We start from the raw sequence: 24,866 nt of genomic DNA, 5'->3' as shown, positions 1-24,866 counted from the left end.
TGCCAGTATTTTGGTTAAACTGGTACAGGAGATGTAATTTATGCCCGTAGCACATCGATCGGTTATTTCATTTGGCCTCGTGACGATCCCTGCATCTATTATGCTCATTACTTACACTTCTAACCTGTAAGCGTTCCCATGACCGGGGTATATTCATTCTAATGGCAAGTAGGATCGATCATTCCTGATCATTTTTTCCATAACCTGAATATAAGGCGTTTGATGTGAATTATACTTATAATCAAACCGATAAATTGGAATTTATCATGCTGTATCTTTTAAACACTCTTCATCAATTCAATTTGAATTTCTCTTTCCTTTTTTACTTCCTCCAAATTTTTAGGATACATTACATTTATCAAAGTGATTGCATACTCTGACGCAACCAAAGCGTGCCATTTTACATGAGGTGTAGCAGCAACTTGTCCCATTGCCCTCAAGACCTTTACTTTAACAGGATCTTTTTCTTCACGGGCAAGCCTGTTTACCATAAAGGCAACCTGCCTTGCATCTTGGAACTTCGCTTCACCATTCTGCCATTTTTTGTTTATATCAAAGCACTCGGCAATTGCGCTGCAACACTCAACCTCGCTGATCTCTAAAATATGTTTAGCCAATAGCAAACTATACTGAGACATCTGTTTGTGCGTTTTACTTTCGCTAATTGTAATCAATATTTCCTTTAGTTCGGGAATATCATCAATCTTTTTAATTACTTTTACGCTTTGCATGTACCTATGTCCATCTTTCTTTTCTTCCATAAAGCTTCCTCTTATTACATCATAATTTTTTTGTTTATTTGGTAGATAACATAACCGGTCCCTGTTTATTTGATACTTCTCATTATATAAAAATTGCGATTAGATTTGCATTCTATTGTATTTGCTGATTGGGAAAACGGTCTGATACAAGATTTAAAATAATATTATGCTCAAGAAATGCCTTTAATCCAGAGAGGACTAACGCAAATCCTTCTGTACATCCAATCACTTGGTCTACAATCTCATCACCATCTCCCTTAAACCCAGTACTCGAAATGCTGACGAAAGTAGCGTTATCTTCTATTGGTGTAAATAACCACTCCACCGTAGTGGATGTGCCAAACATACTCCATTCAACAAGTATACGCTTGTTTTGTTCAATTTCTTTTACACTAACCCGTACAGATAAATTATACATTTCCCAATCCCACTGGATTTGTTTATTGGGTTCAAGCCTTCCACTACTTTTAGTAAACCAAAACTTTGTAGTAATGGCAGGGTTGATAAAAGCCTCATATACTTCGGCAACTGGTTTACGTATAAGCATTTCGGCTTTTACAACCGGGTTACGAGTTAATTGATAAGTTTCCATATAAATAAAGCCTCCATTTTTCTTGTTTTCTATATTGTAATACTTTTCCTTAAAGTTCAAATGCTATACATTTATAATTCGTATTTTTCTACTAATACGCAGCATATAAACAATCATTATTTTGCCATATAAAGTTAAAGAAGCCCATCGCAACGGCAATCAATTTTTTGCGAAAAAAATTGTGGCGGAGCATAGAAAATTCGAACCCCTGACCCCCGCGTTGCGAACGCGATGCACTTATGGAGAAGTAAATTTTATGCCCGCCGGATTTCCGGCGGGCATATGTTTGCTTGGCATTTTATTGTGTTTAGCTTATCGGATAGGTCGCCTGCATGAAGCGATACTCTTTCTTCACCGCTCTTATTTTGACAGCAGGTTACACAGCACCTGTGCCATCTCAGCTCTGGTCATCGCACTCGTCGGAGTGAGCCTTCCGGCGTTTCCTCCGATGGTTCCGGTTTCAACCAGCAGTGTCATGGCGTCCTTCGCCCATGATTCGATCTGTCCCGCATCGGTGAAGTCGGAAAGTGTCTTGCCGGAACCGCCTTGCGGCGATTGATGGATGACCTTCAGGGTATTGTACAGCAGGGTAAACATCTCTTGACGGGTGATCTCTCTTGCCGGAGCGTACCTATTGTTTCCTACGCTGTCGGATATGCCGAGCCGCTTTGCCGCCGCCAGATAGCCGGTATAATATGTATTGCCCGCATCGGAGAAGTTATCGGTCGGATTTGCGTCTGAGGCTATATCATAGGACTTCATCAGCAGTACAAGAAAATCGCCTCTCGTCAGCCTGGCATCGGGATCGTAATTGCCGCCACCCTTACCGCCCGTTATGCCTCTTGCCGCGATGAAGCTCACCGCTTTGTTATACCAGGCACCTGCAGGCACATCGTTGAAGCTCACCTTGTTGTAAACCACAGCATAGTCGCTGAAATGGGTGGTGGTAAAGGTTACGGTACCGGTGACCGGGTCATAATGTCCATTTGGCACGGAGACTGCGTTGCCGCTGCCGTCTATATACCAGATGACGATGCTTTCGGGGGTTGCAAGCTCCGCCGCTGTCGGCGTATAGGGGATGGTTACCGTCACCGGCGCGTCCGGATTGTTCCACTCGGTTTGCCTGCCATCCATTGTCAGGGTGAGCCTGATTAGCGGTTTGGTGCCTATAGCTGCTTTTACACTGTCCGGCAAACCGGATATATCACCCTTGCCAATGGTAATTCCCGCTTCATTGCCTTCCACGCCTGCCAGCATATTTTCCGGAATGCTCACGCTGGCTACATCGGTATTGAAGGTCAGAATACCTTCTCCGTCAGGCTTGGACAGATAATCAGCCGGGAGGTCAAGGGTATAGTTGTTTACATTGGGAATTGAGGGTACGGTAATGCGCACTATTTTCTGGCTGTTAAAGAGATTGCCCTGTTCAATATCCACATCTACGGTTGCGCTGTTTGAGTCCGTATCAACGGTAACCGGTAAGCTGATCGCTTTGCCGGACCCAGAAACATCCGCCTTGTAAGTCGGCGCGGGGGTGGAAGAAGCGCCGCCGCCACTCCTTCCACTGTGATCGTCGTCGTCACCGTCATCGGAGTAAGCAGCGTTGACCGCCAGAGAATACCTTTTGGTGGCTGCCAATGCACCGGTGAGCGTGGCTGTCAATGTGCCGGCGCCGACTGTGGCTGTCACTTCGACACTGTACGGAGAGTTTGCATTCGCTCCGCTGGCCGGTGTGCCGCTAATGAGGCCGGTTCCCGGGTCAATGGACAGCCCTTCGGGCAGGCCGGTTGCGCTGAAAGTAACTGTGCTATCGCCCGTATAGCTTTTTTCAATTGTTTGACTGTATGTACTGCCTGCCCTTGCAGCGGGAAGTGCTGCCGTTGTAATGAAAAGAGACCTGACCTCTGTTTCGCCGGCAGGGTAAAGAATAGTATCCTTTAATACCACATTGCCCGCACCGTTATTTATTAAGGCGCCGCCAAATTCGTATATATAATAGGTATTGTGGCCATCGATTGTGAGAGTGGCGTTCTCCGGAACATTGAGGTCAAGATCGTCTGTAAGTCTCCAGTTCTCAGTCAGAATAAGCGTATATCCGTTGGTCTCTACCGCCGATGCTGCCGACGGAAAAAGCGCGAGCAAAAGATAAAGGCCGATGAACAATATAATCCCTTTACACTTCATCATTCGTCACCTCCGGCGCTTTGCACATAATCAAGGGCATTCTTGTAATCTTGCATTTTTGATTTATCAAGTCCTTGCAGTACCCGGGCCAGAAACACGCCTGCCTCGGCTCTGGTGCAGGTGTTCTGAGGGTTAAGATGGATCCCGTCATCTTCCGGGGAGCCGTTCAGCACGCCGATGGACACAAGAAAGGCAAGGGCCTTTTTGTACTGCTCTCCGATATCGTCCTTGTCGACGAAACGATCGAGAATCGCCAGGTTTACGTTGTCTTCATCATAGCCCTCGAACAGTCTGACCGCCGCAAAAGCCATACTCTCGCGGGTAAGCGTGTCGTCGGGGGCAAAATTCGTTTCTCCGCTGTAATACACCCTTGCTGCCCATATGACTGTCCCCCTCCAGTCCAAGTGGCCATCAACGATAAAATCCGGATTTGTAAAAACATTAGTGAATTCTTCCACGCCCGGTTCGGGAAGCCCTTCTGTATCCACTCCCTGCGCCCGCAGGACTAATGCAGCCATCTGGACGCGGGTAATCGGATCATCAGGCCCGAAGAGGCCGCCGCCGTATCCCATGACGAGCTTTTGATTAAAAAGGTACATGATGCCATCGTAAAACCAGTCTGAAGAAGACACATCGGAAAATATTCCCGTATTTTTTTCGATTTCCGCCAGGTCTTCTCTGTACTGCCTGACTATTTCCACTACAGCGTCTGCCGTTGTCGGTTCCTCAGGCAGCGATTCAATATCGTATCCGGTGCCTGAGAGCTCCGGCTCCAGGGCGTTGAGCATATCGCCCCATTTATTCCAGACATCCTCAGCGCCGCTGTATACCGCCTCCGACACAGTTTCACCAAGTTCCGGGTCGTAGACATCCTCGCTTACCGTTATCGCCACATCATCAAAGGCTGTTTCGTAGACGTCCTCGCCGTAGGGTATACTTCTTATGGTAAAGTACAGAAGCCCCTCATACCCGTATGCGCCCGGCGTAAGCCCCCATTTGTTCTCTTCGGTGCCACCGGCTGCCTTGTTCACGGCGCGGTAAAAGGAAACCGCCAGTATCCCGTGATTCACCGGGTCATTTTCGCCGAAGGTCCCGTCCGGATAACCGGACATAATCCCCTTGTTTACACATATTTCAATCGCCGAGCTGATTCTTTCCTCATCATCTGTTCCTGTGATTTCTCCCAGGTTAAAAAGCTTTACCAGCGTGTGAACCAGAATGCCCCGTGTGACCGTACCATCCTCCTCAGCGCCGTCCAGTCCGGTAAAGCCGCTTAGATCGGAATACTTGAAAGTTTGCTCAAGCAAATCGTCCAAATCACCGACTGTGACCATTTCTTCATAATCATCCGAAAACGTTCCGCCACCGTAAAGCTCATTGAGCTTATCCACCGCATCAGACGCCCAATGGTTAGGCGTCGCGACAACCGTATCGGAGAACAGGACCATCGACAGGACGAGCATAAGGCAAAGAAAAAACAATTTCTTAAATTTCCCCATATTTTGGCACAACCTCCTGTTTATAAATGTTATATATCAATAAATATAGCAAATAATGCAGGAAAAAAGGTGTGCAGTCTGCACACCTTTATCAGAAATTTCATTTTAGTTGACGATAACTTCACAGGTATCGAAAACCGTATTTCCCCGGCCATATTCGGCTGTTATCACAGCCCTTCCGGGTCCCCTGGGAGTTACCTGTCCGCCGTCGACGGTCGCCACCGACTCATCGGAGCTTTTCCATTCAATCCACGCGCCGCTGATTGCCTTCGGCACCAGAATACCGTCGGGGATGCTCTCCAGCGGATGAAACGGGTCGGTCACAGCCTGCTCCAGCTGCTCATCGGTAATAATGCCATAATTATTACCTGCCTTTGCAGCCGCCACCAGGGCTTTCTCCGTATTATCCCAATTGGTTACCTTGTAAATCCCCAATACGTTCTCCATAATGAAGACAGAATAAATTCCGGCTGAAATCGGCTCATCAGGTTGAAAACTTCCATCCGGTAATCCATGCGCCAGCTTTGCCTGCACGGCGGAGGAAATATAATGATAGCGGGGGTCATCTACCGGAACATCGGTAAAATTGCTTTCGGCGTATTCATCATAAATGTCAAGAGCATCGACGACAATACGGCATATTTCAGCCCTCGTTATGGGCGCTTTCTCCGAATTAAGAGAAAGAACCATGCTCTCCTGAGCTAAAAAGTCTTCATGAACAGGCGCAGGCTCCCGATACCAGCCATAGACCATGATGCCGGCCGACACAATCACTAACACAGCAGCCGCTGCAATCAGATGCGTCTTGTATCTGCGAATACCCTCCAAATCAAGCAAAGCGCTTTTGACTGCGGCGATATCGGCATAACGCCTGTCGGGGGAGAAGGCGGTGCATTTTAGAATAATATTGCGGAGTCTTTTATTTTTGACCGTCTGTTGAATTCGTTTCAGGTCCGTTCCGCCTGTCAGGAGATAGCACAGCAAAACTCCAAAGGCATAAATATCCGAACGGTTGTCGGTCTGGGAGAAGCCGAACTGCTCCGGCGGAGAGAATTCCCTTGTGCCGATATATGTAGTGTCTTTTGTTGCTTCGTCATTGTATTTGCGGGAGATGCCGAAATCAATCAGCACGATTTTTCCGTCGTTTATAATAATGTTTTCCGGTTTGATATCGCGGTGGATAATGGGCGGCTTTTGCCCGTGCAGATAGGCAAGGATATCGCACAGCTGTTTGGCAATCGAGAGAACCTCATTTGGGAGAAGTCCTTTGCCCCCTGCATATTCATCCAGAGAAACTCCCCTAACATATTCGCGTACGACAAAGACTGCGGCGTCGTTTTCATAGCATGAAACAAACTGCGGCAGTCCTTCATGATGCAAATTGCTCAGAATATCGCTTTCGGCATTTGCGGCGGGATAGTTTTTTCTCTTATAGCATTTGGCGACGCGCAATACGCCGTCATCTCTGCTTTTAATCAAAAAGGTTTCGTTGATTTCATTTTGTGACAGACACTCCAAAAGCTCATATTCGCGGAGAAAATCGGACGGGAACCCGGTTTCATCAAATTCCTTCAAAAAATCCGAAACATCAATCCTTCCCATTCCGGTCACCTTCTCCCAGCAATGAAATCCCCAGCTCCTCTAAAACCGCTTGGGTATCGAAAATACTCATCCCACGGTTAATACAAAACAGGATTACCGCATCACGCTTGATTTTTGGATACAGGCTGCTCTTCCGGGCTGATTTTAAGAGCTCCTGCGTAGCTTCCACGCCGAACTCAAATCCGAAAGCAAGCTGTATGACCTTGTCCCGTGATGGCATGCGCAGGCCCCGGAACAACTGATGACCATAAGTCCGTTCTATATCGGAGCGCTTGATAACCTGTTCCGGCACGACACCTGTTTCATTGCATTTTTGCCGGATGTATTCATGAAAGGGCACAACCTTCATGTAAGAAGCGTTCTTATCGATAAAACGCTTAATATTTGTTGCTTTTATAAGTCTGCCCATTAATGCACTTGTGCTTTTTTTCCCGGTATTGTATCTTGTATCGGCCATAACACACCATCTTTCGATTTATTAAACGAAAAAACATAAAAGAGTTTGTGTTCGTTGCAGTCATAACACATCCCCTTTATGACCTACATATCGGATTAATCATATTTGCTGCAGATCAGATTGCATACCTATTAAAATCCAGGGCTTGGTTTTGATATTTTTCACAAACTGCCACATGAATCAGTATACCAAAAAGAATCAATTTTTCAACACACTTATGACTTTTGTATGGCTGATTGTACTCCTGCGGCTTGTAATCCCCTATTCGCCGGAATTCGGCTTGACAAACGAGCTGTTTGGGGAGACGCAGGTACCGGACGCGAATAGGGTAAAAACCTCTAAAAAAGCTGATACCATACGGCTTTGACCGCATGGCACCTTTTTTGAACTAAAATGATGGTGGAGGTGAGGGGAACCAAACCCACACGGTTTGTCTTCCTCAAATAACTTGCGAAAGTATAATTTTTTTCTAGTTTTTAAATTGGTTGATCGTAAATTCCGGGAGTCCCATTTTCTTTAACACATCCGTAGTAACAAATAATTTCCATTTATAGTTAATAAATTCCTCTTCTAAAAGGGTAAACTTATTTCCCTGGTAAGAAACTTGGTATTCCTTAACGTAACTGCCCAGTTGCTTGATATTAACCTTAATTCCTAGGGTTTCGATTAAAGGACGAAGGGGGATAAATTCTTTGTTTTCTCTTTCAAATATGTAAGGGACGGGGATAATCTGATCACCCATTCGGATTTCGTGTTCGTACCGGGTAACTCTTTCAGGAGTTACTACCTTTAAACTATCAATATTCAAATCCTTGGGAGGCAGAGGTACTTTCGGTAGAGTGACAGGTGATGGATAGAATGATGCCGTATTAATTTCTCGTTTCTCAATCCTGGTGGAAAGATCCATGACCCAGGTTTTCCGCATGGGTTCATTTTTCACAAATAGAATACGATTTTTCTCTCTATCATAAGCGTATAAGCTGCCCGAAACTACTTTTTCAAACTTCTTTGTCTTTGGGTCAAAAATAGAAATTACATTCTGTTTCTCATTTTGGCTATATGTACATAATAGTACAGTGCTGTCTGGAAGCCAGTAATACCAGGTACTGTTTTCCGTTTTTAGCCATTCTTCAATTGTTCCATTCTCCAAGTTTTTCAGCAGGTAACTTTTAGTTTTACTAGGAGCAGCCTCGATACTACCATGATTGTAAATGAAAATATTGCCCAGCTTGACCAATTCGTAATAATCATTTTGCTGAATGCCCCATTTTTCATCCGGTGAGATATGATATTGTTCTCCTAAGATCAATCGGTTATTTTTAATATCATAATTGTAATTCTCATAAGGGTTGAATTCTTTTCCCTTCTCCATTACCCAGGCTCCGGGTAACTTGCCGTCATATGGCTGCCAAAGGCTCTGAACTCCTTCTTCCAGGCGAACCCATTCATTCTGACCCAAGTTATGCATGATCACCGTCCGGTCTTTTACCTTTTCGTTTGCTGGGCTTAGATTGTAGATATCGTACCCGGAATTATCATCATGCCAGCCACTAACCCAGTAATCGTTCCAGTCTGCGGCAAAAGATGCTGCGGGAAAAAGCATGACCATAAATAGGATTAACAACATTTTTTTAAAAAACATAGAAGTTTCCTCTCCTTTTTCTTTAATGCTAATAACATTCAGAAATCGTCTTTAAGCACTTTCTATTTGTTAAGTTATTCGAATAATATTTCCCATATCCTGCTAATATTCATTGTTACCTTCTCTTGGTCCAATTATGAATCCAATAAACATCCTAATTAGCAAATTATGACTTCTCAAGCTTGTTACCCCATTAAACTCTTCCTATATCCTATATTAGGTATAGACGCATGTCAGCTAAACATAGTTTCATAATAATCTATGATTAAGCTTCTTCATTGTCAATTGATATTTATTTCGCCATTCTTTAATTTTCATGAAAAAAAGAGCCCTGGCTTTTTTGAAACCAAGGTTCTCCTATCAAAAGTTCATGGTGCAGTAGGAAGACTTGAACCCGCATGCTTGCGCATACGCCCCTCAAACATTAGCCGGAAGCAAAGGGAAATCAGCCAAGTTCAAACCCTTCCGCGAGAGGATCTTCCGGGTCCATCATAAAGGTACTCATGCCGGTAATAAAGGCGCGCCCGCTGATTTCCGGCACGATCGCCGGCATCCCGGCAATTTCCGTCTCCTCGATAATCCGGCAGGTGAATATGCTTCCGATCAGGCTCTCGTGAACAAAGGTTTCATTAACCTTTAATTCGCCCTTGGCATGCAGCAGCGCCATTTTGGCAGAGGTCCCGGTACCGCAGGGAGATCGATCGATGGCGGCGGAGGTAATGATGACCGCGTTCCGGGCAGAAACGCCCGGTGTAGCCGAGGGAGCGGAAAACTCGATATGCGTGACCTTGTCCACAAAGGGAAGCAAGGGATGGCGGACTTGGATCTGCTCATTGATGTACTTTCTCAGCAAAACACCCTTTGCCACAATTTCTTTGGACCGTTCCGGCACCAGCTTCAAACCGAGAGCGGCCGCGGGCAGGATGGCATACATATTTCCCCCATAGGCCACGTCAAAGGTAACAGAGCCGAATTCAGGCGTGTCAACCCGGTAGTCACGGCCAATTACAAAGGCAGGTGCATTCACGAACGTAACACTCTTCGCTCTTTGACTTTCTACCTTCACACGGACTTTCACAACACCGCTGGGCGTATCCAAAACAATGTCGGTAAAGGGTTCTTTTACTTCCACCATGCCGGTTTCCACCAAGGCAGTGGCAACGCCAATGGTATCGTGACCGCACATAGGGAGCCAGCCCCCTGTTTCATAATAGATGACGCCGATATCCGCCCCGGGAGTGCAGGGCGGTGTTAAAAAGGCGCCGGACATCACTTCGTTGCCCCGGGGTTCCAGACTTAATACTTTACGCATCCAGTCATTATGCGTCTGCATATAAATGAATTTTTCCTGCATCGTCGCACCGGGAATCACCGGCACACCGCCCACGACGGTTCGGGTGGGTTCTCCGCCGGTATGCGTATCTATGGTTTGAAAAGTTCTCCAAATTCTCATTTTATCAGCCCATCAAAGCCAATGGGCCCTCCTCTCCATATATTACGATCTTGATTTAAAGTGTCCATCAATTCTGATATAGAGAAAAAAGCCCACTGATGCATAAAAACACCAGTGAGCCTTGACGACTATTAGCCAATTAGCTTTACGCAAAGTTCTACAGCAGAAGCAGCGTCCGGGGCAAATCCGTCTGCTCCGATTTCATCAGCAAAGTCCTGAGAAATAGGGGCTCCACCTACGATACATTTTACTTTTAAGCCTTCTTCTTTGATTAATTCGATGGTATCTTTCATATGCAGCATGGTAGTGGTGAGAAGAGCAGACATAGCAACGATGTCCGGTTTATGTTCTTTGACAGCTGCCACGAATTTCTCAGGAGCGATGTCAATACCTAAGTTTACTACCGTGAAGCCGCCGCTTTCCAACATCATGCCGACCAAGTTTTTGCCGATATCATGGAGGTCCCCTTTCACGGTGCCGAGGAGAACCTTGCCTTTGCTGGGCATATCGGTGTCGGCAATCAAAGGTTTGACAATTTCAATCCCGGCTCCCATGGATTTAGCCGACATCAGTACTTCAGGAACGAACATGTCTCCATTTTTAAAACGGGCGCCTACTACGTTCATCCCGGCGATTAATCCCTGGTTGATAATTTCCAGGGGGCTGACTCCTGCGTCTACCATGGCCTTAACTGTTTCTTTTACCTGTGCTTCTTTTCCGGATATCACACTTTGGTTCAACGCTTCAAAATTTGCCATAATATTCTTGTCTCCTTTATTTTTTTATCAGTCTATTATTTAAATAGGTAGCTGCAATAAATTTTTTATCGCAACTACCTTACAAGAGGGGGGTTAATTGCAAAATAGCATCTTCCGGTTCGTTCAATAAAAATCTCATTCCACTATTTTCCGATGCCGAGAACTTCCCGGGCATATTTTATGCTTTTAAGGCACGCCTCAAGTTGTTTCTGCTGAGCCACTTCGAGAGAGTCTCCCTCCATATCCCATTCGATTTCAAAATCAATCCGGTCAGTTGGCGACACTGCTTGAATCGTATTGTATACCTTTACACAATCAATATCGCCATCCCCTAATGCCACTCCATGAAAACGAACTCCGTACTCATCTCTGTCAAGCTTATGGTCGCAGAAATGAACAACAAAAGCATATGGCGCCAGTTTTTCCACCGCGCTCAAGGGGTCCTCAAGAACGCACATGGAATTAACCGTATCTACACAGGCACCAACCATGGGATGATTGATTTGTTTAATCAGCCAAATAACTTCATCTGCATAAGTATCCGTATGGTTTTCTATCGCAAGCTTAATTCCGGTTTTTTCAAGCAAAGGCAGCGCAGCCTTGATCTCTTCATAAATAGCAATAAGTTGTTTCATTACTTCCGGATGAAAGCAGCTGCCGTAAAGAGGCCGAGGCCGGCGCACGTCTAAACTAACCTTTGCAATGTCAGCCCCGAGTGCTGCGGCAATTTTAATGCCTTCCTCTATGCTGTCAGTAACCCGGGAATCAAATGTACAATCCAGTGAAAAATTGTATTCCACATAAAGATTATTTTTTTCAAATGCATCCCGGACTTCTTTAAGACGCTTCTCATCCTTGGATTCCAGATCACAACCGGTAATATGCAGTCCGTCTAACCCCCATTTAACCGCATTGTCTATCAGCTGCATTAATGTCATCGCTTTGGGCCGGGGTTCATTATAATTCGCGTAATTTTCCCCTAACCCCCAAAGATGAAGCGTGTAAGTGTGTAAACCAAGCTTCATTTTCTTTGCCATGATCTTTCTCTCCTTCAAAGCAAAATACTATTGACTCCTTTTCCGCTTATCCCAGCCATTTCTTTTCTAATTGTAAGAGATCGTTCAGCTTATCCGGCGGCAGGGGCGGAACCTCATGGTTTTCGATTACGTATCGTGCCTTTTCATTTAATCTTTCCGTTAAGGAAGGAAGTGTTTGTCCTTTCTGCAATACGGAGCGGTCGAATAAAGTAGGTACCCAGAAATCTCTGAAATATTTGAATGTATGCTCATGGCTAATATAGCTTGCGCCATTTCCAATATCATTTACCGCATCAAGGGCAAGATCTTCATCGCTCACATGAATCCCGCCCAGAATCTTTCTCACCATGCCCTGGATTTCGTTAGCCAGAAGGAGAACTTCAGGGGCAATAACCGTTGCCTGATCCATCAGGCCGGTGTCATGAATCAAATTGGCTCCGCTTAAGCCGGACATCAGGCAGGATATCGCAATTTCCGCAGCCGCCTGCTGGTCCACAGTTTTGGCATCAACACAGCCTGCAGTACCCCAAACCGGGATTTTAAGATAATGCAAGATATCGGTAAGACCCGCAACACTGAGACTCATTTCCGGAGCCCCGTAAGAGAACCGGGTTGTCTTCATGTCCATAATAGAGGCCACGCCACCACTGAGGAAAGGAGCGCCGGGCTTTGTAAGCTGGTGAACTACCATACCGGTGAAAGCTTCGGCCAAATTTTGCGCCAGCATACCGGCTAAAGTTGCGGGGGCTGTCGCTCCAGCCATAGGCATAGGGTAGTAAACCAAGGGAATTCCTTTTTCCGCACAAATCTTAACTTCTTTCATGGCATTACCGTCATGACTCAAAGGGCTGATAGGTTCCTGAATATGGAAAATATAGGGGCTCATTCTGAGTTCTTCATATCCGCCGGCGACAATGGCTGCCATATCAATAATATCCAATAAGGAATCTGCGTTGGTGCAGCTGAACCCGATGGGCTTTCTCATATAAAGCATCATTTGTCTGATAATTACCCGGTCTGCAACATCCCGTGGTACATCAGAACTAAAGCAGGCATTTAATACAAAGTCTATATTGGGGCAATAATCAATAATTGTGGCCAAATCCTTACCGTCTATACTGGTAAAAGGGCGTCTCTCACCTGTATATGGATCGATATAATCCGGATTATCCGGATTGCACCCAAAATACACATTGTTATCTTCTAAAAATAACTTTCTTTCTCCCTCCCTGCTGCAAAGAACTACCCGGGGCGGTACTGTTTTCAGAGCGCGCTCTACAAGAAATGCAGGAATTCTTACTCTGTTTCCTGGTCCCACGAGGGCGCCGTGATCAGCAAGGAACTGCAGTGTTTCCCTAGAGTCAATTTTCATGCCTGTTCTCTCTAAAATTTCTAGTGCAGCTAAGTAAATTGAATTGATCTGATCGTCAGACAATACACGCATTCGGGGTGTAGTAAATTGAGTAAAATTTGATCGCATTGTGACCTCTCCTTAATATGTTTTTTTATTTGACCACTAGAGTAATCCTCCGCACAGCCTTCCCATAAAGTGGATGTCAGTTATGCATCATAAGAGTCCTTACCCTGTTGGTATTCAACGTTATCATTTTCTATATATAAAATTATTTTTCTATATAGAAAAATTCTTTATTAATCCGTATTTTCCTGCTAAATTATAAATAAATTTTTTTATTTTTTGGGGGTTTAGTTAAAGTCTCTCTGTGAAGTTTTTTCATTAGTAATAAACATTCAAGTAATCAATTTACGATCCATTGCTAGGCTATGCCCAGATAAGTTTTCTTGATATGGTCATTTTCCCTTAATTCTTGACTGCTGCCTTCTTGTACAATACTACCCTGTTCAAGAACATAGCCGCGGTCGACAATTTTCAAAGTCGTATTCACATTCTGTTCCACAAGTAGAACAGTCACTCCCATGGTGGTTAATTCCTTTAAGGTTTTAAAAACATCCAGTACCAATTTGGGCGCAAGGCCCAGTGATGGTTCATCAACCAGCATCAATTTGGGATCAGGCATTAACCCCCGGGCAATGGCAAGCATTTTTCTCTCTCCTCCGCTCATACTGCCGGCAAACTGCTTTTTACGCTCTGCCAACCGGGGAAACAGCGCAAAGACTTTCTCCAGGGAAGCTTTCACCTTTTTTTTGTCCTTAATGGTATAGGCACCCAGCATCAGGTTCTCCATTACAGTCATGCCGGAAAAAAGACATCCGTCATCGGTTACATAGCTGATTCCCATCCTGGTAATTTTCTGAACCGGAAGTCCGTTAATCTTTTTACCCATAAACCATACTTCACCTTGGGCAGGTGTGACAATCCCGGATATCGTGCGCAAAGCTGTTGTTTTCCCTACCCCGTTGGGCCCCAGCAAAGCAACAAACTCTCCTTCATTGACTTCGAGGGAAACATTCCACAATACGCCCAGCTTCCCATAACCGGCATTAATATTGCTCAGTTTGAGCATATTAATCCCCTCCTAACTTATTGATACGTTTATATTAATGCACGTTTTCCTCTCCTAAATAGGCTTCCGTTACCTTAGGATCATTTTTAATTTCTTCTACAGTCCCATCTGCGATTTTCGCTCCGAAATTCAATACCGCAATCCGGTCACAAACTCCCATAATGAATTTCATGACGTGTTCTATGCAGATAATAGTAACCCCACTATCTCTAATCTTTTTTATCAGTTCAATAAAAGTCGGCAGTTCGGACGGAGTTAATCCGGCCGCTACTTCGTCAAGAAGAAGCAGCTCAGAGTTGGTTGCCAAAGCACGAGCAAGTTCTAGACGTTTCAGTTGCATGGTATTTAAGTTTTCGGCAATGATGTTTGTTGCTACAGGAAAACCAACAAAATCCATTATTTCTTTTGCCCGTCTTTCCGGGTTTTGATGTTGCTTGCCTCCATAGATTACAGATACCTTCACATTATCTAAGGCACTTAATTTGGGAAATGATCTCGCAATTTGAAATGTTCTGGCTATTCCTTTGTGACAGAGCTGAGTGGGAGACAATCCGGTAATATCCTGTTCCTTAAAAGTAATTCTGCCTTTTTCGGGCTTGTAAAAGCCGGAAATACAGTTTAAGAAAGTAGTCTTACCTGCTCCGTTGGGACCGATTAAACCAAATATTTCTCCCTTGTTGACAGTAATGGATACATCCTTTACTGCCACCAAGCCGCCGAACCTTTTTTCCACTCCCTCGGTTTTTAACAGCACAGATTTCACCTGCTTTCGGAATAAGTTAGGTCAAAGCTAATGTTTTCCGGTGCCCGTAATATCAGCGGGCACCGGAATAGATACTCTTTATTTCGCGTAATCCGGGATCTTAAGATCCGCCCCTTTTTGAGAATCCGGCCAAATAACGGTCCCTTTACCATCAAAATATTGAACTACCGGAAAAATAAAACCGTCTTCCGCCACCACCGGATCTGGGAGAGATTGTTGATCATATCTGTACTCCGGGCATACAACGGTGTCCTTAAATGTAATCTGGCCGGTCCATAAATTATCCTGTGCAAATTTAAACAATGTTTCCTTATTTAGGTCGCCATATTCTTTCAAGGTCTCATTGGCTAACTTGATAAAGAACCTGGCGGCGTCATATTGCAGTCCCGCCGCTGCTGCAGAGGGTTCATAACCATACTTTGCTTTAAAATCAGCGGCAAACTTCTTGCCTTTTTCTGAAGTAAAAATGGGGCGATTATCCAGTACATAATCGGCGGCATTACCGGTTAACTTATACCACTCGCCGATATCACCCAATGCATCACATATCATTAGGCTTTTTAAATTTACTTCTCTGGCCTGCTTAATAAATGCCGCCATAGAAGCAGGACCGGAGATACTGCCTGCTACAATCGAAGCATCAAGGCTTTTAAACTTGGTGAGTATAGGATACATGTCCGTTTCTCCGGTTTTGATCCATTCCTCACCGACAACTTCCCACCCTGCATCCTTGAATTGTTGAGCGAGGCTGGATCCGAAACCTCTGCAATAGTCGTTATCTTCGCCGTAGATAACTACCTTTTTGTTGCGCGGTTTCCACAGGCCTTTTTCAACGGCCTGGTTGATCGTATAGATGTAAGCTAAACTAAGTTTGTCAGGCGATGCCCATGTTTTGGTAACCCAATATCGATACTTTTCATTTGACTGCCATTTCTCATTAACTACCGCAGCATTTCCCGTAGGAAAAAAGTGCGGTATCTGATATTTGGCGACTACCTCCATCAAAGCTACGGCAACAGAGCTGTTCCAGTTAAGTATCCCCACATCAATTTTGTCCTTTTGCACGGCCTGTTCATAGGCCCGTGTGGCTTTTTCCGGATCTGCCTGGTCATCAATCCAAACCAGCTTTACTTTGTAGTCACCAATTTGGTTGCCAATCTCATCAAAAGCCATGGTACAGGCATCCTTAAACTCTGTTCCCACCTTGGCGCAGGAACCGGTCAGCGGCAAATCCACTCCAATCGTTAGTACCTTGGAGGTACCTTCTGCTGTCTCTTTTTGTCCGCATCCTGTAATCAATAGAGCCACAGCAAGCAACATAACTAAAAGGATAGGTCCTATTTTAGTAAACTTTTTCACGAATCTACCCCCTTTATTTTTAGAGCCCCTTAGCATGCGCAGAAAGTGATGCATTTTAGATATCTTATTTTCCTGGACGCAGTTTAACTTAGATACTCTTTATTTCGCGTAATCCGGGATTTTAAGATCGGCCACTTTTTGAGAATCCGGCCAAATAACCGTTGCTTTTCCGCCAAAATACTGAACTACAGGGAAAATGTACTTCCCTTCACCTGTGATAGGATCGGGGGCAGATGTAGCGTCATATTTATACTCGTCGCACACAACGCCGTCGGTAAAGGTAATTTGTCCGGTCATGAGTTTTTCTTGGGCAAATTTATAAAGTGTTTCTTTATCCAATTTTCCGTTTTCCGCTAAACATTCATTCGCGCACTTAATGAAGAACCGGGTGTAATCGTATACTTGCCCGCCGCAAGCCGGCGCGGGTTCATAACCATACTTTTCTTTAAAATCAGCAGCAAATTTTTTAGCTCGGTCCGAAGTAAAGACAGGGCGATTATCAAGAATATAATCAGAGGCATCACCGGTTAATGAATAAAAATCAGCGGTCTCCCCTAAAGCGTCACAAATCATTAAAGCATTTAACTTTACTTCTCTTGACTGTTTAATAAAGGCAGCAATAGAAGGAGGTGAAGAAATAGTTCCGGCCACCAGGGAAACATCCAGACTCTTCATCTTAGTCAGCAGAGGATACATGTCTGTTTCCCCTAATTTTGTATACTCTTCATTGACTACCTGCCAACCGGCATCAGTAAATCTCTTCTTCATACTGGCCCCGTAGCTTCTGCCCCAGTCCGTATCATCACCGTATATAGCAATCTTCTTATTGCGGGGGTTCCAAAGGCCACTCTCAATGGCTTGTCCGATAGTATCCACATAAGCCTGGGTCATCTTATCAGGCATAGCCCAGCCTTTATTAATCCAATAATGATACTTTTCATTAGACAGCCATTTTTCATTGATCGTGCCGGCAGCACCCATGCCGAAGTAGTGAGGAATCTGATATTTGGCTACCGTCTCCATTAAGGCTACCGCCACAGAGCTGTTCCAATTCAGGATGCCCACGTCGATTTTGTCCCGGACTACAGCCTGTTCATAAGCGGAAGTCCCCTTTTGAGGATCTGCCTGGTCATCAATCCAAACCAGCTTTACATTGTAGTCACCAATTTTATTTCCTACTTCTTCAAAAGCCAGGGTAACAGTGTCCTTGAATTCGGTTCCCGCTTTAGCGCTGGGACCAGTCAGCGGCAAGTCCACACCAATAGTTAGTACCTTGGCGTCACCTTCTGTGGCGGCTTTGTTTCCGCAACCTGTAATTAATAAAGCAGTCGAAAGCAACACAACTAAAAGAATTGGCCATAGTTTATTAAACCTTTTCATAAATTTGCCCCCTTTTTCTTTTTACTTGCTTGACCATCTGCCTTGTCAACCATACTCCTACCTTTCCTTGACTCCTTACTCCCCTTAGTCACCTCCCTTTGCCTATATTTTTATCCCCAAATAACAAATTAGGCCAAGGGGTTACTCTTTGATCCGGCTAATTTTCTTCTTTTTTCGGCTAAAATATTAGCTAAGTAATCCCAAAAACCAGCTATCCCGCTTGGATAAAAAACCATTACTACTATTAACAACGCTCCGTAAATAACATATTTAAACTCTAATAAAAAATTCAGGTACTCAAAAATGGGAGTAACCAAAAATGCTGCTAATAATGGTCCCCAGATACTTCCTCTGCCGCCAATATAGGCAATAACCAGTATTTCTACCGCGTGCTTCGTGGACATAAGATCAGGGGTCAGAATACCCATAAAGTGAGCGTAGAAACCTCCGCATAACCCTGCCACAAAGCAGGATATGGTAAAGTTAGTTACCTTATATTTCATGGGATCCACACCACAGGTTCGGGCAGCCTCACAATCCTGCCCTAAAGCAGTGAAAGCCAGTCCTAAATTTGATTTTGTCACCCACCTTAATACAATATAAGTGGCAATACAGATCACAAAGATTACATAAAAGTAAGGTTTTGACCAACCTGTATTAAAGTACAGATCAACATTCAGACCCAGCGCGCCCCGGGTAAAATCCGTCAGAGAAGTGGTCAGCGCCATCAGGATTAAACCGACAAACCACGCCAGGATAGCGGCATACATTCCATCCATCTTGAGCGTAAGGATTCCAATAAGCAACCCTAATAAAGCCGCCAGAGAAGCACCGGCAATCGTTCCGATCCAGGGGGAAATTCCCATTTTCATCAGAAGCAGAGCAGAAGTATATGCGCCCAGCCCCATCAATCCGGAATATCCCCAGTTCGCTACATTAATAAAACCAGCAGACAAATCAAACCCCATCGCCAATGTTCCAAACATTAAACTAATCACCAGCAAATGAAGAATGTATTCATCTGCAATCAGGTAGGGAGCAAATCCCAGTAAGAGAAACATTGCTATTACCAGAGGTGACAGTCCGACTTTTTCCAAATTATGTTTTAAACTGTGCGTAAATCCTATATCCAAAGTCTTTTGGTTTGTCATATTGATCACCTCCTATACCTTCAATTTTTTCCCGAATAAACCGGCGGGTTTAAACAGGAGCACTAAAATAATAATGGATAGACAAATCACGTCCTGCCACATGGCTCCTAAACTAAATGATGCTACCGCTTCAATTAGCCCAACCATAAACCCGCCGATAATGGTGGCTTCAATATTTCCCAAGCCGACCAGCATCACCACAAACCAGGACTTATATAACGGCTGCAAACCCATGGTTGGATAGGCAGGAATGATGGATAGCAAAGCGGCCCCGGCTATGGCAGCCAGCATACTGCTCAAAGCAAATGTTAAGGTATGGATTTTATTGAGTTCAATCCCCATGAGCATGGCGCCTGTCTCATGCTCGGATACTGCCCAAATTGCATTCCCGGTCTTGGTTTTTTTTAAAAACAACCAGAATACTGCTACGGATGCCATTGCAATTAAGAATCCCACAACCCGGTCGATGGAAATGTTTAGTCCGGAAAACCAATTAAATGACCCACCCCAATACTGGGGAACCCCTTTAAAATTCGGTCCTAACAATGCCTGGGTCAAATTTTGCAAAATAAAAGAAATGCCTGCTGTAACCAAGAAACTATTCATGATCCAATCTCCCCGAGACCTTTTTCTCAATGGGGCAAAAGTCATTTTTTCTATTATGCCGCCAGACACAAAGCCTCCCAGTCCGGCAATCATAATAGCTACGGCCGGTGGGAGACCCCATACGGCGCAAGCAAAATAGGCAAAATAAGCTCCCAACATATAAAATTCACCATGGGCAAAATTAGGAATCTTCATCACCCCAAATACCAGGGAAAGACCCATGGCCATAAGTACATACAGTCCTCCTCTTAAAATACCCCCCACTAATAGATCCAAAATTGCAGAATGATCCATGCCATACACTCCTTTATTATTAAAGGTTAGGGGACACACCTCTTTTTCAGGCATTCCTATCACGCCGAGGAATGTCCCCAATTTATGTCAGGGTACGCACCTCATCTTTCCTCTTTCCTCTTGCCTCTTGTGCCCAGGAATATCCCCATTAATAGGGTTTAATTATTGCACTTACAGAAAACGCAACCCCCTTTCACTAAAAGTACTCAAATTCGTACTCTGTCCTTGAAATTCTTTATGGATACAGCCTTAGAAAAGTTATTTGTTTCTATAAAATTGCTGTCCCTATCTCTTTTGAAGCCAGGTACTCTTTGAGCCGGGAACAAACTTTTTGAGGCAACTCGGGCCGACAATACTGGGATAACATCTCTTCCTTTTTCTTATTAATAATACAAAGCAATTCTTGATCAGGGTTGATTCCTTTGGGAAGGGCCCCTCTCATGCTGACAAAAGGTAAATATGGCTCTTTCCTGCAGTGCCTCATGGTATGCTCATTTGAAAGATACTCACCTCCAGGACCAACAGATTTAATAATACTAACAGCCAGAGACTCTTCATCGGTATTGACCCCTTGCAGGAACCTCTTTACCATTCCTAAGATTTCTAGATCCACGATGAATTTTTCATAGGACATGGCACCATGACTATCTAAAATCCCTGCACTGTGAATAATCAAATTTGTTTTTTCCTGACAGGCAACCAAAATATCCATCATACTTTCGTATCCGCTTTGGATGGATAAACTTTTCGCATCGTTTTCTGTTCCCCCGCCCCGACAGGGTATGCCATATTTTTTTGCTAAGCGGGCTCCATAAGCAACACATAAGGCTCTTTCAGGTGAACCGTCGGCAATTCCTCCCGTTCTCATATCAGCTGCCGTAGATTGCATGCCATAGATCACAGGAGTCCCTTCCCTCAGCATTTGAGCTACAGTAATACCAGCCAGGATCTCCGCATTTGATAAGGCAATTGTACCTGCAAGGGTGATCGGTCCGGTAGTTCCTCATAACTGCCGGCGTAATAATTACGGGCTGACCGTATTCAGTAAACAGCAAGAGCGTGTCTAAAGTATCGTGATCAAACTGCAAAGGGCTTGTACTGTTTAAGATAGCCAAAATCCTAGGTGTCCTGATCAGACTTTCTTTTCCAAAAACAATATCCAGCATATCTAAAACTGTATTGGTCTCTTCTGCCCCGCCAGCTCCGCCCATCAGACACTTATCAGAATAGATTAACGTAGCATACAGCATAGAAGGAAAACATTGCCCTGGGCTAATATCGCTGGGTTGGACAAGGATTCCGCCATTAATATTAAAGAAAGGGCATTGTTGCACCAGCTTTAAAAAATTTAAATAATCAGAAAACATTGCCGATCTTCTCATACCCTTTTGATCAATCATAGCGGGAGCCCCGTAGCCAGCGGCAAATTCTGTTCTTTCGCCGCCAAGCAGAATATTGTGTTCAGGATTTCTGGCATAGACAGAAAAGACCGAAGGTGCTTTCTTGATCCATTCCATTACCTGATTGGGAGAAAAAAAAACGGTTTGTCCAATCACTTTAACCCCTTTTTTTGAACTACCCGCAAAATTTCAGGATGAAAAAACTTTACCCCGGTCGTTTCCAGTATTTGCAGCGATGCCTCATGAAGCCTTTCCAGGACTTGACGCAAAGACAATCACTTCCTTTTAAAAATTTTACAATTAGAAAATTTTTAACGATACTTTTTTCTAATTGAATAATATTCTTTACAATAGGAAAATTTCCTGCAATATACGTTTAATATTTTGCTATTTGTTAAATTTTTTTTCCTTTTCAATACTTATTTATTGTAATTTTTTTATTGGGAAAAATAATAATAAGCTACTTCTCTTAAATACACATATGGGCTGAACCTTTATAAAAATAGGAGCTAATTCAAGATGCCATGCCCTAAAAAGGGCGAAGAATTAGCTCCTACAACTCGATTATACTTCCGAGATATCAATGAAGGTTTTATAAATAATATTGTTCTAAACCAATGTAAACGGGACCAGCGCTGGACGATTAAGTGTGAAAAGGCTGCCCATTAGATATTGCAATTAATGATTTCCGGGTCAGCTCCGCTATTTACTAAGTACCTTAGAAGTCTTAATTTGACCTCAGCAGGAAATTTCGGCACGGAATAGCTCTCTAACATCTGTAATTTCTTCTTATTTATGTTTTCTTTTAAGTATTCATTAGGTTCCTTACCCTTTATCGGTCCCCGTGAACTAATATCAGGACCCCATAGTTCTTTTCGGCAAAACTCCATGGTGTGGGGGTGTGAAAGGAATTCGCCTCCAGGTCCTACCTGCTTAATAACATCTAAGGCTAAATATTTATGGTCCATCTTCACTCCTTGAACAAAACGGTCGACCATCCCAACTATCTCCAGATCCACAATATACTTTTCAAATGACATTGCTCCATAGCTGTCTAAAGCCCCGGCACTGTGCAGAATAAAATTGATTTTCTCCTGTGCGGCAACCAGCATCACCATCATACCCTCGTAACCGGCCTGAACCGAAACTGATTTCGCATCATTCAGCGTCCCCCCTCCACGGCATGGAAGACCGTAAGACTTTGCTAAACGGGCACAGTAGGCGGCACAAAGCGCTGATTCAGGAGAACCAATAGAGAAACTCGCCGTTTTCAAATCCGATGCTGAACTTGCCGAGCCATAAATTACCGGAGTTCCTTCACGAACCATTTGAGAAACTACAACCCCTGCCAAACTTTCAGCATTTGATAAGGCGATGCTCCCTGCCAATGTAACCGGACCTGTGGTACCAGCCATTACAGCAGGAGCAATAATCATGGGCTGCCCAAACCTCGCATATATAAGTAAGGTATCTAGCATGGTCCTGTCAAATTGAAGGGGTGACAAAGGGCTAATGATGGTAACAATTCTCGGCTTATTGACTAGCTCTTCATTTCTTCCAAAAACAATTTGGAGTATATCCATGATCATCTCAGATTCCTTGGCGCCCCCTAATCCGCCGAACATACACTTATCTGAGTGGGTCAAAGCAATCACTAACATAATTGGGTATATGGGATGATAGGTTAAATCTGATGGTGTAACCATCACTCCGCCATTCATATTAAAAAATGGCGTCTGGTTCACGAGCTTGACAAATGTAAAATAATCTTGCAAGACCGCTTTTCGCCTTGTTCCCTCAAAATCGGCTATCCAGGGAAATCCGGAATTACATGAAACATATTCGACCCGATCCTGACCAATCAACATATCATACTTGGGGTTTCGAGCGTAGATTTTAAAAAGCGATGGGGCCTTACTGATCCAGTCCATAACCTGGTCTTCTTTAAAAAACGCAGTTTCTCCTACCACTTTTATCCCTTTACTTTGAAGCAGATCCAATACCTCAGGGTGATAAAATTTTACCCCTGTTTCCGCCAATATTTCCATGGATGCTTGATGAATTCTCTTTAAGTCTTCTTGCAACTAAATTCACCTCTTTTTGTTACTTTTCTTCCATAAAACTATATCTAAATACTTTTGAGGGATTTCGATTTTCCTTAATCGTCCGCGGATTGATCCAATGGTAAAGGTTCAATTTACTTCCTGCCTTATCATTGGTTCCGGAAGCTCTAAAGCCGCCGAAAGTCTGCTGCCCACAACCGCTCCTGTAGGTTTTTCGCAGCCGCATCATCTTCATATTTTTGATTTATTTGTAATAGTTTAATTTTTAGCTGGGTTTTTCCATGCTAAACACCCCCAAAATTTCTTTGCCAAATACTTAAATTTAAAATATAAAGTTTTAATATATCAAAGTATATGAAAAATTTCCAATGGTCAAATTTTTTTTCCAATGATAAAATCTTTCTCCTTGCTTCTAGAAAATCCTTCAATAGTAATAAATATTTAACTGATCTATTACTTTCATTGCATATTTGTCTCTTACAAAGTTGAAATAAGTATAAAATAAGATATATGCCCTAAATACGATTTTTAACAAAAAAAACAAGCATACCAACATATGATGATGATATACTTGTTTCTATCTGGCCTTTCAGTTAATCCTATAGAGTTTCGTTCAGCATTAAAAATTGTTCAATCGGTTTGGTTTCCGCACTTTCGGCACTAATTAATAGCAAAAAAGCACACGCACTCGCGATCTCCAATATTTGTCAAACTGTGTTGAACATGAGCATCTATATACAAAGTGTCTCCCTCTTCCAAAACATAGGTGTCTTTTCCAATAGTAACCCCCAACCTACCCTTAATAATAATCCCTACTTCTTCTTCCGGATGACCTCTGGAAACATCTGTCGTACCTGGTTGTATTGTCATCCAAAGACCCTTCATCTTCCTAGATCCCTGTGTTCCAAATTCGTGTCTTATCCGACCATCTGCTATAGGTAACATAGGAATACGTTCGTTTTTCTTTATCACCGGTCGTTTTTCCTCTGAGGATTGGGCCAAATCAACCAAATCAACTTCAAGCGCTTTACAAATTTCTAAAAGAGCGCTAAATGTTGGGCTTGTTAATCCACGCTCAACCTTACTAATAAATGCAATAGATAGCCCCGATAAGTCAGCCAAGTCTTGCAGCGTCATACCTCGTTGTTTTCTTATTATTTTTATTCTTTCTCCTAAAAGTTCATCTGTCATAACAAACCTCATTTTTTCTCATTAAATAATTTTATTTTTATATGTATAATTCTATTCAATTTTTTGTTTTTTTACAATGTTTTTTTTAGAAATTAAAACCACGTAGTAACACTATTGATATTGTCCAATATACTGGTTAGCTTAACTTTCCCAGATAAAAAGATAATCCAGCCCCTTGAATCTATTGTGTC

21 protein-coding genes are annotated in these 24,866 nt (G+C 43.6%); all 21 read right to left on the bottom strand.

Annotated elements, in window-relative coordinates; genetic code table 11:
• Positions 1-278: 278 nt before the first annotated feature.
• Positions 279-761 (bottom strand): putative immunity protein, encoded by a 483-nt coding sequence (locus tag DCMF_RS02190; RefSeq protein ID WP_148132918.1) that lies wholly within the window; start codon positions 759-761, stop codon positions 279-281.
• A 112-nt stretch (positions 762-873) separates the two neighbouring features.
• Positions 874-1,353 carry an SRPBCC family protein gene (locus tag DCMF_RS02185; protein WP_148137699.1) on the bottom strand — a complete coding sequence of 160 codons (480 nt, stop codon included), beginning with the start codon at positions 1,351-1,353 and terminating at the stop codon, positions 874-876.
• Between the two features lie 360 nt (positions 1,354-1,713).
• Entirely contained in the window at positions 1,714-3,540 is a 1,827-nt protein-coding gene (locus DCMF_RS02180; RefSeq protein ID WP_148132917.1) for an S-layer homology domain-containing protein, read from the bottom strand.
• Positions 3,537-5,036, bottom strand: coding sequence for an S-layer homology domain-containing protein (locus DCMF_RS02175; protein ID WP_148132916.1), 1,500 nt, complete (start codon positions 5,034-5,036; stop codon positions 3,537-3,539). The genes DCMF_RS02180 and DCMF_RS02175 overlap by 4 nt, the downstream gene beginning before the upstream one ends.
• Before the next feature lie 105 nt (positions 5,037-5,141).
• Positions 5,142-6,638: a serine/threonine protein kinase gene (locus DCMF_RS02170; RefSeq protein WP_148132915.1), complete on the bottom strand. Its 1,497-nt coding sequence runs from the start codon at positions 6,636-6,638 to the stop codon at positions 5,142-5,144.
• Positions 6,625-7,095 (bottom strand): XRE family transcriptional regulator, encoded by a 471-nt coding sequence (locus DCMF_RS02165; protein WP_148132914.1) that lies wholly within the window; start codon positions 7,093-7,095, stop codon positions 6,625-6,627. Before DCMF_RS02165 ends, DCMF_RS02170 begins: the two co-directional genes overlap by 14 nt.
• Positions 7,096-7,564: 469 nt before the next feature.
• Complete coding sequence (locus tag DCMF_RS02160; RefSeq protein ID WP_148132913.1) at positions 7,565-8,737, bottom strand: hypothetical protein; 1,173 nt, start codon at positions 8,735-8,737, stop codon at positions 7,565-7,567.
• Between the two features lie 445 nt (positions 8,738-9,182).
• Positions 9,183-10,190, bottom strand: coding sequence for a proline racemase family protein (locus DCMF_RS02155; protein ID WP_148132912.1), 1,008 nt, complete (start codon positions 10,188-10,190; stop codon positions 9,183-9,185).
• Between the two features lie 131 nt (positions 10,191-10,321).
• Positions 10,322-10,948, bottom strand: coding sequence for a cobalamin B12-binding domain-containing protein (locus tag DCMF_RS02150; RefSeq protein WP_148132911.1), 627 nt, complete (start codon positions 10,946-10,948; stop codon positions 10,322-10,324).
• 143 nt (positions 10,949-11,091) lie between these two features.
• On the bottom strand, positions 11,092-11,985 hold the full coding sequence (locus DCMF_RS02145; protein WP_148132910.1) for a sugar phosphate isomerase/epimerase family protein: 894 nt from the start codon (positions 11,983-11,985) through the stop codon (positions 11,092-11,094).
• Positions 11,986-12,031: 46 nt separating this feature from the next.
• Positions 12,032-13,465, bottom strand: coding sequence for a trimethylamine methyltransferase family protein (locus DCMF_RS02140; protein WP_148132909.1), 1,434 nt, complete (start codon positions 13,463-13,465; stop codon positions 12,032-12,034).
• A gap of 295 nt (positions 13,466-13,760) precedes the next feature.
• Positions 13,761-14,468 carry an ABC transporter ATP-binding protein gene (locus tag DCMF_RS02135; protein WP_148132908.1) on the bottom strand — a complete coding sequence of 236 codons (708 nt, stop codon included), beginning with the start codon at positions 14,466-14,468 and terminating at the stop codon, positions 13,761-13,763.
• A gap of 34 nt (positions 14,469-14,502) precedes the next feature.
• On the bottom strand, positions 14,503-15,222 hold the full coding sequence (locus tag DCMF_RS02130) for an ABC transporter ATP-binding protein (protein WP_148137698.1): 720 nt from the start codon (positions 15,220-15,222) through the stop codon (positions 14,503-14,505).
• An 87-nt stretch (positions 15,223-15,309) separates the two neighbouring features.
• The gene (locus DCMF_RS02125) at positions 15,310-16,590 is read right to left on the bottom strand and encodes an ABC transporter substrate-binding protein (protein WP_214659039.1); all 1,281 of its coding nucleotides are present in this window, start codon (positions 16,588-16,590) and stop codon (positions 15,310-15,312) included.
• 99 nt (positions 16,591-16,689) lie between these two features.
• Complete coding sequence (locus DCMF_RS02120; protein WP_148132906.1) at positions 16,690-17,970, bottom strand: ABC transporter substrate-binding protein; 1,281 nt, start codon at positions 17,968-17,970, stop codon at positions 16,690-16,692.
• 128 nt (positions 17,971-18,098) lie between these two features.
• A complete protein-coding gene (locus tag DCMF_RS02115) occupies positions 18,099-19,121 on the bottom strand; it encodes a branched-chain amino acid ABC transporter permease (protein ID WP_148132905.1) in 1,023 nt (340 codons plus the stop codon).
• Positions 19,122-19,133: 12 nt separating this feature from the next.
• Positions 19,134-20,021, bottom strand: a complete 888-nt coding sequence (locus DCMF_RS02110) for a branched-chain amino acid ABC transporter permease (protein ID WP_214659038.1) — start codon at positions 20,019-20,021, stop codon at positions 19,134-19,136.
• Positions 20,022-20,289: 268 nt separating this feature from the next.
• Entirely contained in the window at positions 20,290-20,967 is a 678-nt protein-coding gene (locus tag DCMF_RS29965) for a trimethylamine methyltransferase family protein (protein WP_335582418.1), read from the bottom strand.
• Positions 20,891-21,577 (bottom strand): trimethylamine methyltransferase family protein, encoded by a 687-nt coding sequence (locus DCMF_RS29960; RefSeq protein WP_250645163.1) that lies wholly within the window; start codon positions 21,575-21,577, stop codon positions 20,891-20,893. Before DCMF_RS29960 ends, DCMF_RS29965 begins: the two co-directional genes overlap by 77 nt.
• 509 nt (positions 21,578-22,086) lie before the next feature.
• The gene (locus tag DCMF_RS02100; RefSeq protein ID WP_236860165.1) at positions 22,087-23,505 is read right to left on the bottom strand and encodes a trimethylamine methyltransferase family protein; all 1,419 of its coding nucleotides are present in this window, start codon (positions 23,503-23,505) and stop codon (positions 22,087-22,089) included.
• Positions 23,506-24,144: 639 nt separating this feature from the next.
• Positions 24,145-24,675, bottom strand: a complete 531-nt coding sequence (locus DCMF_RS02090; RefSeq protein WP_214659037.1) for a cupin domain-containing protein — start codon at positions 24,673-24,675, stop codon at positions 24,145-24,147.
• Between the last annotated feature and the right edge of the window lie 191 nt (positions 24,676-24,866).

Origin of the sequence: Candidatus Formimonas warabiya (assembly GCF_002777255.1) — a bacterium.
Classification (GTDB): domain Bacteria; phylum Bacillota; class Dehalobacteriia; order Dehalobacteriales; family Dehalobacteriaceae; genus Formimonas; species Formimonas warabiya.
This window is presented reverse-complemented; position numbering and strand designations above follow the sequence as displayed.

What these genes read in the sequence shown, in the direction of transcription:
- DCMF_RS02190 (WP_148132918.1), bottom strand. Translation starts at nt 761, where the DNA reads ATGGAAGAAAAGAAAGATGGACATAGGTACATGCAAAGCGTAAAAGTA.
- DCMF_RS02185 (WP_148137699.1), bottom strand. Translation starts at nt 1,353, where the DNA reads ATGGAAACTTATCAATTAACTCGTAACCCGGTTGTAAAAGCCGAAATG.
- DCMF_RS02180 (WP_148132917.1), bottom strand. Translation starts at nt 3,540, where the DNA reads ATGATGAAGTGTAAAGGGATTATATTGTTCATCGGCCTTTATCTTTTG.
- DCMF_RS02175 (WP_148132916.1), bottom strand. Translation starts at nt 5,036, where the DNA reads ATGGGGAAATTTAAGAAATTGTTTTTTCTTTGCCTTATGCTCGTCCTG.
- DCMF_RS02170 (WP_148132915.1), bottom strand. Translation starts at nt 6,638, where the DNA reads ATGGGAAGGATTGATGTTTCGGATTTTTTGAAGGAATTTGATGAAACC.
- DCMF_RS02165 (WP_148132914.1), bottom strand. Translation starts at nt 7,095, where the DNA reads ATGGCCGATACAAGATACAATACCGGGAAAAAAAGCACAAGTGCATTA.
- DCMF_RS02160 (WP_148132913.1), bottom strand. Translation starts at nt 8,737, where the DNA reads ATGTTTTTTAAAAAAATGTTGTTAATCCTATTTATGGTCATGCTTTTT.
- DCMF_RS02155 (WP_148132912.1), bottom strand. Translation starts at nt 10,190, where the DNA reads ATGAGAATTTGGAGAACTTTTCAAACCATAGATACGCATACCGGCGGA.
- DCMF_RS02150 (WP_148132911.1), bottom strand. Translation starts at nt 10,948, where the DNA reads ATGGCAAATTTTGAAGCGTTGAACCAAAGTGTGATATCCGGAAAAGAA.
- DCMF_RS02145 (WP_148132910.1), bottom strand. Translation starts at nt 11,985, where the DNA reads ATGGCAAAGAAAATGAAGCTTGGTTTACACACTTACACGCTTCATCTT.
- DCMF_RS02140 (WP_148132909.1), bottom strand. Translation starts at nt 13,465, where the DNA reads ATGCGATCAAATTTTACTCAATTTACTACACCCCGAATGCGTGTATTG.
- DCMF_RS02135 (WP_148132908.1), bottom strand. Translation starts at nt 14,468, where the DNA reads ATGCTCAAACTGAGCAATATTAATGCCGGTTATGGGAAGCTGGGCGTA.
- DCMF_RS02120 (WP_148132906.1), bottom strand. Translation starts at nt 17,970, where the DNA reads ATGAAAAGGTTTAATAAACTATGGCCAATTCTTTTAGTTGTGTTGCTT.
- DCMF_RS02115 (WP_148132905.1), bottom strand. Translation starts at nt 19,121, where the DNA reads ATGACAAACCAAAAGACTTTGGATATAGGATTTACGCACAGTTTAAAA.
- DCMF_RS02110 (WP_214659038.1), bottom strand. Translation starts at nt 20,021, where the DNA reads ATGGATCATTCTGCAATTTTGGATCTATTAGTGGGGGGTATTTTAAGA.
- DCMF_RS02090 (WP_214659037.1), bottom strand. Translation starts at nt 24,675, where the DNA reads ATGACAGATGAACTTTTAGGAGAAAGAATAAAAATAATAAGAAAACAA.